General features: G+C 34.0%; 11 protein-coding genes. 4 read left to right on the forward strand and 7 right to left on the reverse strand.

Going from position 1 to position 15,157, the window contains the following annotated elements; translation table 11 throughout:
• Position 1 precedes the first annotated feature (1 nt).
• Together BLV91_RS04295 and BLV91_RS16955 are read right to left on the reverse strand one after the other, a co-directional pair.
• Complete coding sequence (locus tag BLV91_RS04295) at positions 2-2,065, reverse strand: M1 family metallopeptidase (protein WP_091430059.1); 2,064 nt, start codon at positions 2,063-2,065, stop codon at positions 2-4.
• A gap of 1 nt (position 2,066) precedes the next feature.
• Positions 2,067-2,801, reverse strand: coding sequence for a transposase (locus BLV91_RS16955; RefSeq protein WP_175513950.1), 735 nt, complete (start codon positions 2,799-2,801; stop codon positions 2,067-2,069).
• Positions 2,802-2,891: 90 nt separating this feature from the next.
• On the opposite strand from BLV91_RS16955, the gene BLV91_RS04305 reads away from it, so the two are divergent.
• The gene (locus BLV91_RS04305) at positions 2,892-3,629 is read left to right on the forward strand and encodes a Dph6-related ATP pyrophosphatase (RefSeq protein ID WP_091430066.1); all 738 of its coding nucleotides are present in this window, start codon (positions 2,892-2,894) and stop codon (positions 3,627-3,629) included.
• Positions 3,630-3,710: 81 nt separating this feature from the next.
• On the opposite strand, the gene BLV91_RS04310 is transcribed toward BLV91_RS04305, so the two are convergent.
• The 5 genes from BLV91_RS04310 to BLV91_RS04330 form a co-directional block, all read right to left on the reverse strand.
• The gene (locus BLV91_RS04310) at positions 3,711-5,195 is read right to left on the reverse strand and encodes an aminopeptidase P N-terminal domain-containing protein (protein ID WP_091430069.1); all 1,485 of its coding nucleotides are present in this window, start codon (positions 5,193-5,195) and stop codon (positions 3,711-3,713) included.
• A gap of 55 nt (positions 5,196-5,250) precedes the next feature.
• On the reverse strand, positions 5,251-5,682 hold the full coding sequence (locus BLV91_RS04315) for a hypothetical protein (protein ID WP_091430071.1): 432 nt from the start codon (positions 5,680-5,682) through the stop codon (positions 5,251-5,253).
• A 78-nt stretch (positions 5,683-5,760) separates the two neighbouring features.
• A complete protein-coding gene (locus tag BLV91_RS04320) occupies positions 5,761-6,306 on the reverse strand; it encodes a DUF1697 domain-containing protein (RefSeq protein ID WP_091430074.1) in 546 nt (181 codons plus the stop codon).
• 154 nt (positions 6,307-6,460) lie between these two features.
• On the reverse strand, positions 6,461-6,907 hold the full coding sequence (locus tag BLV91_RS04325; RefSeq protein ID WP_091430076.1) for a NanQ anomerase/TabA/YiaL family protein: 447 nt from the start codon (positions 6,905-6,907) through the stop codon (positions 6,461-6,463).
• Between the two features lie 200 nt (positions 6,908-7,107).
• Complete coding sequence (locus BLV91_RS04330) at positions 7,108-8,832, reverse strand: AIPR family protein (protein WP_091430078.1); 1,725 nt, start codon at positions 8,830-8,832, stop codon at positions 7,108-7,110.
• 306 nt (positions 8,833-9,138) lie between these two features.
• Here BLV91_RS04330 and recG point away from each other — a divergent pair, with 306 nt between their 5' ends.
• The 3 genes from recG to BLV91_RS04345 all read left to right on the forward strand — a co-directional run bounded on the left by recG (position 9,139) and on the right by BLV91_RS04345 (position 15,151).
• Complete coding sequence (gene recG / locus BLV91_RS04335) at positions 9,139-11,244, forward strand: ATP-dependent DNA helicase RecG (RefSeq protein ID WP_091430081.1); 2,106 nt, start codon at positions 9,139-9,141, stop codon at positions 11,242-11,244.
• 608 nt (positions 11,245-11,852) lie between these two features.
• Positions 11,853-13,451 carry a malate synthase A gene (gene aceB / locus BLV91_RS04340; protein WP_091430084.1) on the forward strand — a complete coding sequence of 533 codons (1,599 nt, stop codon included), beginning with the start codon at positions 11,853-11,855 and terminating at the stop codon, positions 13,449-13,451.
• A gap of 74 nt (positions 13,452-13,525) precedes the next feature.
• Complete coding sequence (locus BLV91_RS04345) at positions 13,526-15,151, forward strand: isocitrate lyase (protein ID WP_091430087.1); 1,626 nt, start codon at positions 13,526-13,528, stop codon at positions 15,149-15,151.
• The last annotated feature ends 6 nt before the right edge of the window (positions 15,152-15,157 follow it).

Consider the following 15,157-nt stretch of genomic DNA (forward strand, 5'->3'; position numbering starts at 1 on the left):
CTTATTCTTTTAATAAGCGATTTAGTTGAAATTGCTCCTTGTCATTTAGCTCAGGTAAAATCCTTTCAAACGAAGTTCTCATTTCGGAATTTTTCAATAGAACCCGAATATTGTCTCTTCCAAATTTAGAAAACTGCCACATATGATGCGTTGTGGCATTGACCAAGTTATCCAAAACTGTATCGTCAATTAACTTAAAAGCGATTAGTTTCGTCAATGCATTTTGTCTTGTGATCGCCTCATAATTAATGGACGAATAATTGATTAATTCCCCTATTAAAGCAGTTTGATCAGCTGAATAATCCGGGGTTGACAAAGCCAATGACAACCATAAAGTTCTTAGATTATAATCATTGTAACCGATCCAATTACTCGATGCATCTAAATATTTACTACGGAATTCAGGAAAGTTATTCCATAAATTGTATAAAGCGATTTCTTGTGTTTGATATGATTTGTCATTCAGTAGCGTCTCATATTCTTCTCTAAAACTTTCAGGAATAGTACGCAATTCACTAGCTACAACCTGACGCACTTGAACCTCATCAGTTGCCAAAGCCAAATGTAACAACTGCCTCTTAGCTGCAAATTTCTCGTTTTTAAGTTGGCTTATAATGGCTTCTTTTACTGTGAAATAAGCATCTGATTTCATAGTTTTTTCTAGGAAATCTTCTTTTTCATTCAACGGTTTTCCTTTCAATTTCTCTACTTCAAACAACAACTGTATCATTTTATTTTTGATAAGTAACTCGTTGGTCAAATTAGTATTAAATACCGTAGACTCAAGCCATTTTTTACTAAATTTATCCAAGTCATAGTTCGACACTTTTCTCACCTCATCAAAGAAATTTTCTGTGATCACGTTTTGAAAGGCATACTTTTTCAAATAAGTTCGTACCGCTTTCTTAAACGCCGCATCTCCTATTTCATCGTGGAGCACAAATAGTGCCCAAGCCCCTTTTTGATAAAAGCTCAACGAACTGGCTTTGGCATTCAATACCGGAATCGAATCTGTTCTTGAAGCGTATTTTATCTGTTGTGCTGATTGGTATAATTTGGAATAAAAATAATCATCCCCATAAATATCGCGTTCTGCTAATAAGGCATAATAAGTAGCAAAACCTTCCTGTAACCAGTGATGCTTTCCACTTTCTGCAGTGATTAAATTCCCAAACCATTGATGCGCTAATTCATGTGCATTGACATTGGTATAATTGCGATCCTCAAAACCTATCGAATCCACTATATACCGACTCGCAAATAAGGTTGCTGAAGTGTTTTCCATTCCCGCATACAAGAAATCCCTAACCGGAATTTGTTTATAGATTTCCCAAGGATACTTCACTCCTATCTCGTCTTCTAGGAAATCAAACATTTGTGCTGAATAGCGGTATGTAGGTTCAAATTTAGCAGCATCTTTATTTTCTAAATATAATTCTAAGGGAGTACCACATTTCGAAATTTGACTGTGAATATCATATTTCCCAATGCCAACCATCAACAAATAAGAGCTCATTGGTTTTTGCATAACATAATTCCACTGAAGGCCTTCATTAGCTACGCGTTTTTCTTTCAAAATACCATTCGAAACAACCTGATAATCTCGGTTAAAAGAAACAGTCAAGTTAAAAACTAATTTTTCGTTGACATCATCAAAACTCGGAAACCAATTACTGGTGTATTTCCCCTGCCCCTGTGTCCAAATCTGCAAATTGTCTTTTTCCTCTGAACCTACAAAATACATCGTCTGCTTCGGATACGCGACATAATTGAAACTGATATTGCTTTTTCCTTTTTTGAAAGGATAAATTAACAATAGTTGCTTTCCATCATTACTAAATTGTACTGTTTTATCATTTAACACAACCTTAGAAAACTCCATGTTTTGGGCATCAATTTTAATGGTATCAATGGCTTGCAAAACCTCTACCGAATAGCTAACGGAGCCCGCAACCGATTTTTCAATAGGATCAATTGTAATTTGGCCATGAACTGATTTGAAATCTACAGATTTTGTCTGTTGTGCGAATGCAAATGAGGTAATAAATAAAAGTAGGTATTTCATTCTAATTTGGGTTTATGGAATCCTGATTCCAATTTTTAGGATTGTTTTTTATGTAAAAATAGATTTTATCAAAGGAATTGTAATTCCGTACAATATGATCGTGGTAATTAGATTGCCATATTTTATTTTGTTTGCCTGTAGAGACGCACTGCAGTGCGTCTCGTCGTGCGTCTATACCCTGTGCGTCTCTACGTTGTGAATTGATCTTGGTGGTTGTAACCGATTTAAAAATGGCTACAAATGATGAAATGGAATTGGGTTTGCGAAATAATTTGGGGGATTCCGATTCCGATTCCGCTTCCGATTCCGATTCCGATTCCGATTCCGATTGTAGAGACGCACTGCAGTGCGTCTCTACGTTGTGCGTCTCTACGTTGTGCGTCTCTACATTGTGCGTCTCTACATTGTGCGTCTCTACATTGTGCGTCTCTACGTTGTGCGTATCCAAAATTTCGACCAATAAATGAATGTGATTGGGCATAATAATCCAATTATGAAAAAGCCAACGTTCCCTAATCGCAATAGACCTCAGCAGTTCCGTTTCAACAATTTTTCCATTATCGTTTAATATCATTTTATCATTGTCAATTGCTCCAAAAACACAAGCTCTGTCAGTAGTAACCAAGGTAATGAAATAGATTGCTTCACTGGAATAATCCCAGTTTTTCAATCGATTCGATTCTACTTGGTACTTATTTTTGAATAAAGCCATAAAAAGCATTAATATGATTGCCAAAGTTACAAAGATTAACTATTACTATAGACATACAGCACTGCTTCTCTACTAATTTTGTAAGTTTACTTCCAAAATCACAATACAAATACATTGAAAAAGAAAGCCCTATTTAACTGGAGTAGCGGAAAAGATTCTGCTTTAGCCTTATATAAAATTTTACAAGATCCCGACTATGAAATCAGCTGTTTGCTGACAAGTGTTAACCAACAGTTTCAACGCGTCTCGATGCACGGCGTTCGGGTTGAATTGTTGCATCAGCAAGCTCAAAGCATTGGACTGCCGTTGGAGATTATGCAAATCCCCGAAATGCCAACTATGGAGGTTTACGAAGAAGTTATGAATAAAACTTTGGGAAAACTGAAAGATCAAGGCGTAACGCATTCTATATTCGGTGATATCTTTCTGGAAGATTTACGTAAATACCGTGAAGACAAACTTGCCGAAATAGGTTTTAAAGGCGTTTTTCCGCTATGGAAAGTCCCTACAAAGGATTTGATACAAGAATTCATCGATCTAGGCTTTAAAACGATTGTTGTTTGCGTCAATGAGCGCTTTCTTGACAAAAGCTTTGTGGGTCGCGCGATTGACCAGAATTTCATCAATGATTTACCCGAAAATGTAGATGTATGCGGAGAAAACGGAGAATTCCACACCTTTACTTTTGATGGGCCTATTTTCTCAAAACCCATTGCTTTTGAAATTGGCGAAGTAGTATACCGCAAGTATGAAAGACCTGAGAAAGAAGATTCCTCAGATACTGCTTGCGACAGCAGCACTTCTGATGCCTTTGATTATGGGTTCTGGTATTGTGATCTAATTGAAAAGTAGATAGCAGCAAAAAGCTCCGAATCCAGTAGAATTCGGAGCTTTATTTTAAAGTAACTATAAGCCTTAGTTTCGATTAAAAATTTAGTCCAACTTAGGCAAATGAAAATCGTCAAAAACACTTTTCTCTGCCATCAACGCTTCTATTTCATCTGACTTCCTAGGCGCTTCTGCTGATAGGTTAACAGGACCATTGGTCGATATTAGAATATCATCTTCAATTCGCACCGCAATTCCCCACCATTTTTTATCACAATCTGAGCCATTTGGAATATAAATTCCTGGTTCTACAGTTAGAACCATGTCTTCCTCAAATTTGTTGTATAAGCCTGGATCGTGAACATCTAAACCAATGTGATGTGAAGTACCATGAGGGAAATATTTTCTAGATTCCTCTTCGGTTCTGATGATTCCCAATTGCAGCAAACCTTCAGTGATTACTTTTCGTGCCGCCATATCTGGAGCAGCAAAGCTATTGCCTATTATTACTGTAGCGATTCCCGCTTCTTGCGCATCATACACTAAATCATAAATAATCTTTTGTTCTGGCGAGAATTTACCGTTTGCCGGAATAGTGCGCGTTACATCAGCAGTATAACCGTGGTATTCCGCACCCAAATCCATTAAAACCAAATCGTTTTCGATTTTTGTTTTAATGTTTTCAATATAATGCAATACGCAACCGTTGTTCCCAGCTCCTACGATAGAAGGATAACCTTCAAACTCACTTCCATATTTCTTATAAACGAACTCATGCACGCCTTGAATCTCGGTTTCTGACATTCCGGGATGCATTGCTTTCATGATTTCACGTTGTCCCATAGCAGATATACGAACTGCCTTTGTAAGCAACACCATTTCTTCCTTGGTTTTTTTCTCGCGCAAACTTGCCATATAGTTCGTAATGGACTTAGTATCCAGAACAGCCCTTGGAGTACTAATATTTTTTTTAAGATTCAATTCCTTTTGCATTTTTGAATCCATTTTAGGTAAGATCTTTTCATTATATCCAATTTGTGTTTTAAAAGCAGCTACCAGTTTAAACAAATCGGCATTATCCCGTTTTGAGTTTCTATAGTCATCTTGAAACTCCTTGAATTGTACAGTAGAAAAACTAGAAAAATCAATACCTGAGTTCAAAAACTCCTTGCCATTTAAGGCGACTTCAAAACCTAAATCCTTTTTGGCTCCTTCAGTACCCACACGAACCCCGGTCCATTGCTCCGCCTGTGCATTCTTTTCCTGAACATACAGCATTTCGTTATATATCTTTCCCTCTTTATTGGTTTGATCGTTCGAAAAAACAACTAAAACCGAATTAGGTTCTTTGTACCCCGTCAGGTAATAAAAGTCGGGATCTTGATGGTACACATAATCCACATCATTAGCACGGTTGCGAATTGGATTCCCAAAAAATACAGCCACGCTATTATTAGGCATTTTGTTACGAAGTGCCTCTCTTCGTTCCTTATGGAATTGGGAAGACAAATAATCGGTGGGAGTACCATTTTGAGCCATCGAAAAATAGGCACAAAAAACCGTGATGATGAAGCTTAATTTTAAAGACATATTTTTATTTTTAAATTGAGACAAAAGAAATGTTTCCCCAATTATTACTTACAAACTATTCATTCGTTTTCTTATATTCTAGTCCCGGACCGTCACAATTTTTCCAAGTACTAGACAACTTAGAGTTAGGAAGGATAAAGAGCTCTTCTTTATTGCTGCCATAGCAACTTCCTATAAGCTCGCTATTTGTTTTATAAGTTAATTCAAAAAAAGAATCTTCTTGTATTTTTGTAATGAGGTAGCTTCCGGATATTTCCTTTTTGATGCCATTCCTAGTTCTGGATTTGGTAAAACTTCCATCAGTATTGAATAAATAGTATTCTTGCCATTCCATTGCTGCTCCAGTGGTTTCACTGTTAGGAATATTGCCTGACATTTGGTACAATTCCCACTTTCCTTGATAATCGGTTGTAATTGCTTTTATATTATCATTGGAACAAGAACAAAAAACCATTAGCAAAGCACAAAAAATAATTGATCTTTTCATTTTTTTTAGAATTTAGATATACTAGATAGATTCTCTTTTATGCTAAAGGTTGCTTCAAAGAACACAATTTTAATTCACTTATCGCTCTTCATACATTTTCAGCAACTGCGTTACCGTATTCCAGTTCCTGATGCTTGCAGTAAGATTCAGTTTTTTCTCGATGTATTTTTGATCTAATCTTGTTTTTCCTGCCCCTACAGCATATTTAATAAAAATCCTGTTGCCGTCTATTTTAGCTTCATCGGGTTTGAATTGACTTATTTTTAAATCATTAATATTTTCAGAACGTAATTCTTTCGAAACAAAAGCCACATATATTTTTTTGATGTCCAGTTCTTTTTCTTTCAAAAAAGGATTGTTTGAAAAGCATTTTCTTAAATCTTCAATTCCAATTACAATTGTTGGAACGTCATGACCAAAGGCTTTAAAAATCTCTTGCTTGATTATAAAACCAACTTTGGCGGCATTCTCCTCCTCAGTATCTACAAAAACATTACCGGACTGAATATAGGTTTCTACATTGGTGAAACCAATTTTCTCCAAAGTCGTTTTCAATAAATCCATTTTCATCATATTATGTCCTGAAACATTGATACCACGAAGAAGTGCAAGATGCGTTGTCATTTTTTAGTTTTTTGTAATTGTTCCAAAGATATTGTGTTTAATGTAGAATTCACAATTTTATTAAAACAGAAAATACGCCTTTGCTTTTCAGCAAATAAAAATCCGAAAGCAATAACACTTTCGGACTCCGAGATACTTCTATCTTATCTAGTAATTAAATCTGAACTTTAACAACTACTTTTTTAACTCTTGAACTTTGCCCGTTCTGAACGCAAGGCCTGTGTAAGTCATCAGGGAAAAATACCGTAAACATTCCTGCTTTAAGTCTTATATAAGCTGTTTCACCTTCATAGAAAGTATAATCTTTGTCTAAATCACTAGTTACCACTTTTTGATTCTTTTTGGTAGTAACACCCATTAATTCCGCTCCTTCAATCACATATTGAATATCGATATACTTGGTATGTCCTTCTAAAACACAATCCTTAATTTCCTTTGTATCATACTCCTGAACAATGGCGAATACTTCTTTATTGTCTATTTCATAAGTCCCAGGCTCTATTTGAACCAAATCTGTATTTTTTATAAATTCAAATCCTTTGGCTAATCTTTCGGTTAGGTTTGCATAAAGACTGTAATTATCAATTTTATCAATTATCATGTTTTATTTTTAACTGTTTAATTCTGTTTTATTGCTTTTGCAAAAATGTAAAAAAATATAGCGTTGTTTTAAAAACAAACTCTTTTTATTTTGTGCTTTTTTCGAAAAATTGAAAAGAATATATACTTACTAAAATATGATATTGATTTAGTCAAAAAAAGCACTCATTGCTGAAAAGTTATAGAAATTGTGTTGCAATATTAATCAAATAGTGACGGTTGACTATTTTCATTAATTTTACCTTCAAGTTCTAAAACATTATCTTTAATTTCTCTACAAAATTTAAAATTTTTAAAAACAGAAAGAGGAATTTTATTTTGTGTAAACTTAGAATTATAAACATGGACTATTCTGTGGCAAATTCTAAAAATATCCTCTTTAAATTCACTTTTTATAAAATTATTAATATCAATATTAGGATTTTGCAATATTGATTTATGGTTGTTATAAATTAAGTTAGAAATTAAATAAATTCCATGACTACATATGTATCTATCTGAATCACCTAACGATTTGATATATTTATCAATCTCTCTATAAACTTTAATAATATTCACTAAGAAAGTAATATTTAATCTACTATTAAATAATACATTATAATATTCATCTTCCCATAATTTTCCAATTTCTCGTTTTGCGTAAGTCGAAAAATCAAGGTTATCTTGAAAACCCGCCAATGATATTGTTGCTTCTTCAAAATAGTAATTATTATCATCCTTGGTCTCGTTCAAATCATCCCTTTTAACATGATAATTTAAATTACCAAGGTAAAATTCATTAATTAATCGATTTTGCTGATCATCTAAACTAATGAAATCACGTTTTTCAATTCTATTTTGTGTATTACTAGTTATCGTAATATGTTTATCAAAGTCTTTAGGGGTGTTTTCTAATGATATTATTTTAACAAATACATTTGCATTATTAACTTTATCAGGTTGCTTCGAAAATGCATGTTTTATGGATCCAACAGTTTGCGCTCCATTAATAATGGAAACATCTATAAGTTGAAATTTACCGATATCTCTCTTTCCGCTATTATAAGGCGATTTCTTTATCTCTTTACATAGTAAAACTATTCCATTATTTAAATAAAAAAAATGTTCTGGAGTATTAATTATTGATTTTACTATTTCATAATTAATCGAATTCACACCTATAAAACTTCGTAAATTTTTAGAAAACAATCTTTTTGGATTGTTTTCGGCTAATTCGGCTATACTCCCACAATTTATCATTCCATAATATGCTTTAAATGGTTCCTCATTAATTCCCCAATTGAACAAATCAATATCAACATTGATGGGTTCGCCATTTACAGCTTCTTTAAGATTATTATAAGCCTTAACTAAATTATATTCCTCAAAAAAGATTACTTCGTCAGTATCATTTAAAGCTTCTATTTTATCTTTAATTAATTTTCCAATTTCATCTGAAAGTTTATTTCCTGAATGCACTAAAATAACCTCAATTTTAATATTAGGTGAATTTATTGCAAATTCAATATCCTTTTTAATTGAATTAATTTTTGAATTAATTTTTGAATTAAATTTAGAAAAATTAAGTGAAAGTAGATCATTAATACCTTCTAAGAATTTAAAGGTTTCTCCTTTATCAAAGCTACAATTCCCTTTTTTATTAAATTTAGATTGACAAATATATAATGTATTACTATTATGAGAATATAAAATAGCATCTAAACCATTGTCTTTGAAATTATCTACAATACAATTAGAAAGATCAGAAAAATCTAGTCCCGTTATGTTTTTTAAAGCGAATAACAAATACGATTGCGTCAGCTTTATATTTTCTAACTCTTCATCAGAAATTTTAGCTTTCTCGACTTTTATTTCTTCAATATCTATATATTGAAAAACTTGGTTTTCTAACAACGTTTTTAACCTTGAAATATGTAAAATACTCATAAAATGGAAGAGTTTATAAAAGAGTGTAAATATAATTGATAATGATTAGTACAAATTACAAAACTAATTATCTTTCATCAAAAACTAATTTGCAACGCTAATCGTGTTTATAAACCAAATATACTCTTTTTTCCTACATCACTTTCAATCAATCCCATTTCGAAATTCCCAAACAAAAAACTATCTTCGCTTTTTAAAAGAGAAAAGAAAATAGAGCACAGAAAAAAAGATCTGAAACATCTATACTCTTTGTTCCATATTCTATTTTTACTCTTTACTCTTTACTCTATTTTCCAAAACAGCAAAATGAACAACCTCCTACTTACTCCCATTGAATACTTAAAAGGCGTTGGTCCCAGTCGGGGCGAATTACTACGTAAGGAATTGGGGATTCATAAGTATAAGGACCTGATCAATTTTTACCCCAACCGATACATTGACCGTACCCGTTATTACAAAATCAACGAGTTGCAAAACAATGTTGCCGAGGTACAGATTATAGGTAAGATCATTAATGTTAAAACGGTAGAATTTGGTAAAGGAAGAAAACGCTTAGTTGCCACATTTGTGGATGATACAGGACAAATGGAACTAGTTTGGTTTCAAGGACACAAATGGGTACGCGAATCTTTGAAAATTAATGAAGTCAGCGTGATTTTTGGGAAATGTACTTCCTTCAATGGCATGTATAATATGTCTCATCCTGAAATTGAATTGCTGAGCGAACACGAACAAAGTTTGCGCTCTGCCATGCAACCCGTGTATCCTTCGACAGAAACTCTAACTAATCGCGGAATTTCAAATCGTACGATTAACAAAATAATGCAACAGCTGTTTCTGGAAACGCATACTTTGTTTTCTGAAACACTACCTGATTATTTGATTTCGGAACTGAAACTGATCTCAAAAAAAGACGCTTTAATCAACATTCATTTCCCAAAAAGCGCTGAAGCTTTGGCGAAAGCCAAATTCCGTTTGGTATTCGAAGAATTGTTCTTTATCCAGTTGCAACTCATTACTAAAAACCTTGTTCAGAAGCACAAAATAAAGGGTCATCCGTTTACAATTGTAGGTGAACATTTCAACGATTTCTACCAAAACCACCTGCCTTTTCAACTTACTGGAGCACAGAAAAGGGTGATCAAAGAAATACGAACAGACATGGGTACTAATGCCCAAATGAACCGTTTGTTACAGGGTGATGTAGGTTCTGGAAAAACGATCGTGGCTTTTATGAGTATGTTGCTTGCACTCGATAATGGATTTCAGGCCTGCTTGATGGCACCTACTGAAATCCTCGCAAATCAGCATTTAATAGGGTTATCAGAACTCGCTAATGAGTTGAATATAAACATAAAGATACTTACAGGTTCAAGTAAAACTGCAGCTAGAAGAATTATACACGAAGAACTGGAAAATGGAACTTTACAAATCCTTATTGGGACACATGCCTTGTTAGAAGACAAAGTAAAATTCCAAAATTTGGGACTGGCAGTCATAGATGAGCAACACCGTTTTGGGGTGGAGCAACGTTCTAAATTATGGAAGAAAAATACGATTCCGCCACACGTTTTAGTGATGACGGCAACTCCTATTCCAAGAACCTTGGCGATGAGCTTATATGGCGACTTAGACATCTCGGTAATTGACGAATTGCCACCAGGAAGAAAACCCATTCAAACCGTACATCGTTTTGACTCAAACCGCCTGAAAGTTTGGAAATTTATACGTGACGAGATTGCCATAGGACGCCAAATTTACATTGTCTATCCGTTGATCCAAGAATCGGCTAAAATGGATTTTAAAGACTTAATGGATGGTTACGAAAGTATATCACGTGATTTTCCGCTACCTCAATACTCTATTTCTATCTTACACGGAAAGATGAAGGCCGCGGATAAAGATGCGGAGATGAAGCGCTTTAGCGAAGGGAAAACTAATATAATGGTCGCAACGACTGTAATTGAAGTTGGTGTGAATGTTCCTAATGCTTCAGTGATGATTATTGAAAGTGCGGAACGTTTTGGACTATCGCAGCTACACCAATTGCGTGGGCGTGTGGGACGTGGTGCTGATCAGAGTTATTGCATCCTGATGACGAGCCACAAATTGAGTTCCGACAGTAAAACCAGAATGGAAACGATGGTAAGCACTAATGATGGTTTTGAAATTGCCGAAGTTGATCTCAAACTTCGAGGACCAGGAAATCTTATGGGAACCCAACAAAGCGGCGTACTAAACCTTCAAATCGCGGATATCGTACGCGACAGGGAAATTTTGGCATTAGCCAGAAACCATGCCGCAAAAATACTAAAAGAGGATGCTCCTTTACAAAAACCAGAACACGCTACCCTAAGAGCAGTGTATATCGAGTTGACCAAGAAGAAAAATATCTGGAATTATATTAGCTGAGTTTTCAATCACAAATGACATGTTTTTTTTTACCACACAGAGTGATAAAAGGAAACTCGCCCCTTTTTTTTTAAATAAATGAGCCCAATCATTTAACAATTTCTAGTTTCTTTTGGTTTTCCATTAATACTTAAAAATTATTAGCTTCACTTCTCTCATCAACTGCTGCTTTATCGATAAAACAAGACTTTCCTAAAACAAAACTCTTGTTTAGCTAACCACCATAATTTGAAACCACAAACTACTCTTTTTAAAAACTTCACTAAATTTTGTGTCTTTACTACATCATTAAGTTATAATTAGCATAAATTTCTATTGGTGAATGATAATTTTATCAATAAAAAAAAACATTTTATTTTCAGCTAAACTTCATTATACCTGTAGTTTAAAAACTATACTCTTTACAAGTCAAAAGAGCTGGGAACTACTGTAAACACTTGTTAAGTAAAAACTTAACTAAATTTAAAAGCAATACAATCTTCTTAAAAACAAGCGAATTTTATCATTTTGCGAATATACTTTTTTTTGTAAAAAACAATATTTAACGAACGTTCGCTTGTTTTATTGAATTAATTGTTCTAAAATTGTACTATAAATCTATAAGCACAATGGAAGATACATTTTTAAGACAATCGAAAATTAACTTTTCAAAAGAGGTTAATAATTACTACCCAGAAATTCTAACTGATGAGGCATTAGCATTTATCACGGCACTACATGAAAAATTTAATTCTCAAAGACTAGAACTGTTAGAAAGCAGAATTGCAAAGCAATCCTTTTTTGATAGCGGAAAGTTTCCAGAGTTTCCAAAAGAAACGGAAGACATTAGAAATTCAGATTGGACTGCTGGTACAATTCCACACGATTTACAAGACAGACGTGTTGAAATTACAGGACCAGTAGATCGAAAAATGATCATTAATGCGTTAAATTCTGGTGCCAAAACATTTATGGCTGATTTAGAAGATAGCACTGCTCCTTCTTGGAAAAATGCTATTACAGGTCAACAAAATTTAATAGATGCAAATAAAAAGACCATTTCCTTAATTGACGCAAAGCGCAATAAATCATATACATTAAACAAAGAAACGGCTGTTTTACTAGTAAGACCAAGAGGTCTACATTTAGACGAAAGACATCTTTTAATAAACAATAAAGAAACTTCTGGAAGTTTAGTTGATTTTGGTTTGTACGTATTTCATAATACTCAAACAATGCTAAAAAATGGTACAGCACCGTATTTTTATTTGCCAAAATTAGAGCATTATTTAGAAGCGCGCTGGTGGAACAACGTTTTTGAATTTGCACAAGAATATTTAGAAGTGCCAAAAGGAACTTTTAAAGCAACTGTTTTAATCGAAACAATTACCGCCAGTTTTCAGCTGGATGAAATAATTTTTGAACTGAAAGACCATATTGTTGGTTTAAATTGTGGTCGCTGGGATTATATTTTTTCTTATATCAAAAAATTTAGAAACCATCCCAATTTTGTAGTTCCAAATCGCGATCAAGTAACCATGACTACACCATTTATGGACGCCTATTCAAAGTTAGTTATTCAACGTTGCCACAAAAGAGGCATTCTTGCAATAGGTGGAATGGCGGCACAAATTCCGATTAAAAATGACGAAGAAGCAAATGCTGCTGCTTTAGAAAAAGTTAGAAAAGACAAAGAACGTGAAGTTTTAAACGGTCACGATGGTACCTGGGTTGCTCATCCTGCATTAGTAGCAGTTGCAATGGCTGAATTTAATAAACACATGCCTACAGCAAACCAATTACATGTTACACGTGATGATGTAATCATAACAGAAAAAGATTTAGTTGAGATCCCTAAAGGAACTGTCACAGAAGAAGGAATTCGAAAAAATATTAACGTGGGTATTTTATATATAGAATCCTGGTTAAGAGGTCATGGCGCAGTTGCTCTTTATAATTTAATGGAAGATGCCGCAACCGCCGAAATTTCAAGAACTCAAGTTTGGCAATGGTTAAAAAACAAAGTAACACTTGAAGATGGACGACAATTCAAAATGGAATTATATAAAGAATTATTAAACGATGAAGTAGCAAAAATCACTGCAGAATTTGGAGAAGAAAACATATCGAAAAGCAAGTTTAAATTAGCTATTTCACTTTTCGACGAACTAGTTATTTCTGAAGAATTCGAAGAATTTTTAACTCTACCCGCTTACAAATACATATAAAAAAAACAATCCTGCGATTGCGGTCACAATCAACAGGATCTAATTATTAACAAAAAATAACCTAACACAAAATTATGAAAAATTTAGCACAAAGTAATTATTGTTCTGCTCTGCAGACTGTAAAAGATTTAAAAGCGAAGTACGGATCTACTTGGAATGCAATAAATCCTGAAAGCGCCGCAAGAATGGTGACTCAAAATCGTTTTAAAACAGGCTTAGATATCGCTAAATATACAGCAGCGATAATGAGAAAAGACATGGCAGAATACGATGCAAACGCATCTAATTATACACAATCACTAGGTTCTTGGCATGGTTTTGTTGCGCAGCAAAATATTATCGCTGTAAAGAAGCATCATAAAACAACTAATAAAAGATACATATACCTATCAGGTTGGATGGTTGCTGCGTTGCGTTCAGAATTTGGTCCATTACCAGACCAATCTATGCACGAAAAAACAACTGTTCCAGCATTAATAAAAGAGATTTACGATTTCTTGCGTCAAGCTGATGCAATTGAGTTAAATGATTTATTCAGAAGACTTGAAAAAGGAGAAGATGTTCAAGACCAAATCGATAATTTTGAAACACATATCGTTCCCATTATTGCTGATATTGACGCAGGTTTTGGAAATGAAGAAGCTACTTATTTGTTGACTAAAAAAATGATTGAAGCTGGTGCTTGCGCCATTCAAATTGAAAATCAAGTTTCGGATGCAAAACAATGTGGCCATCAAGATGGAAAAGTGACTGTACCACATGAAGATTTTATTGCTAAGCTAAATGCTATTCGCTATGCGTTTTTAGAATTAGGTGTAGATGACGGAATTATCGTTGCAAGAACAGATTCAGAAGGTGCAAGTCTTACTCAAAAATTACCGGTAAGCACAGAACCAGGAGATTTAGCTTCTCAATATTTAGCTTTTGTAGAAGCAGAAGAAATAAGTATTAATGACGCTAAAGAAGATGATGTACTTCTTAAAAGAGACGGTAAATTAGTACGCCCTGTGAGATTATCAAACGGTTTATATCAATTTAAAGAGGGTTCTAATATTGACAGAGTTGTTTTAGATTGCATCACGAGTTTACAAAACGGAGCCGATCTTTTATGGATTGAAACTCCAACTCCAAATGTAAAACAAATTGCAAATATGGTGAACAGAATTAAAGAAGTGGTTCCAAATGCCAAATTGGTTTATAACAACTCCCCTTCTTTTAACTGGACATTAAATTTCCGTAATCAAGCATATGATGAAATGCTTGCTGAAGCTAATGATATGACCGAGTATGATAGAACGAATTTAATGGATGTACAATATGATAATTCAGATTTATGTCGTCGTGCAGATGACAAAATTAGAACGTTCCAAATGGATAGCTCAAAAGAAGCTGGAATTTTCCATCACTTAATTACCTTACCTACGTATCATACAACTGCACTTCATATGAATGATTTAACACAAGGTTATTTTGGTGAAGAAGGCATGTTGGCTTACGTTAAAGGAGTTCAGAGACAAGAAATACGTAAAGGAGTTGCCTGTGTAAAACATCAAAGAATGGCAGGGTCTAATCTTGGTGATGATCATAAAACATTCTTTGCTGGAGATAATGCTTTAAAAGCCGATGGAGCAAAAAACACTAGTGATCAATTTGAAAGTAAAAAAAATGAGCCAAAAAGAGAATTGGTTTTAGAAAAATAATACTGA

Origin of the sequence: Flavobacterium degerlachei (assembly GCF_900106645.1) — a bacterium.
In the GTDB taxonomy this organism is placed as follows: domain Bacteria; phylum Bacteroidota; class Bacteroidia; order Flavobacteriales; family Flavobacteriaceae; genus Flavobacterium; species Flavobacterium degerlachei.

What these genes read in the sequence shown, in the direction of transcription:
- recG (WP_091430081.1), top strand. Translation starts at nt 9,139, where the DNA reads ATGAACAACCTCCTACTTACTCCCATTGAATACTTAAAAGGCGTTGGT.
- BLV91_RS04320 (WP_091430074.1), bottom strand. Translation starts at nt 6,306, where the DNA reads ATGACAACGCATCTTGCACTTCTTCGTGGTATCAATGTTTCAGGACAT.
- BLV91_RS04330 (WP_091430078.1), bottom strand. Translation starts at nt 8,832, where the DNA reads ATGAGTATTTTACATATTTCAAGGTTAAAAACGTTGTTAGAAAACCAA.
- BLV91_RS04295 (WP_091430059.1), bottom strand. Translation starts at nt 2,065, where the DNA reads ATGAAATACCTACTTTTATTTATTACCTCATTTGCATTCGCACAACAG.
- BLV91_RS04315 (WP_091430071.1), bottom strand. Translation starts at nt 5,682, where the DNA reads ATGAAAAGATCAATTATTTTTTGTGCTTTGCTAATGGTTTTTTGTTCT.
- BLV91_RS04325 (WP_091430076.1), bottom strand. Translation starts at nt 6,907, where the DNA reads ATGATAATTGATAAAATTGATAATTACAGTCTTTATGCAAACCTAACC.
- aceB (WP_091430084.1), top strand. Translation starts at nt 11,853, where the DNA reads ATGGAAGATACATTTTTAAGACAATCGAAAATTAACTTTTCAAAAGAG.
- BLV91_RS04345 (WP_091430087.1), top strand. Translation starts at nt 13,526, where the DNA reads ATGAAAAATTTAGCACAAAGTAATTATTGTTCTGCTCTGCAGACTGTA.
- BLV91_RS04310 (WP_091430069.1), bottom strand. Translation starts at nt 5,195, where the DNA reads ATGTCTTTAAAATTAAGCTTCATCATCACGGTTTTTTGTGCCTATTTT.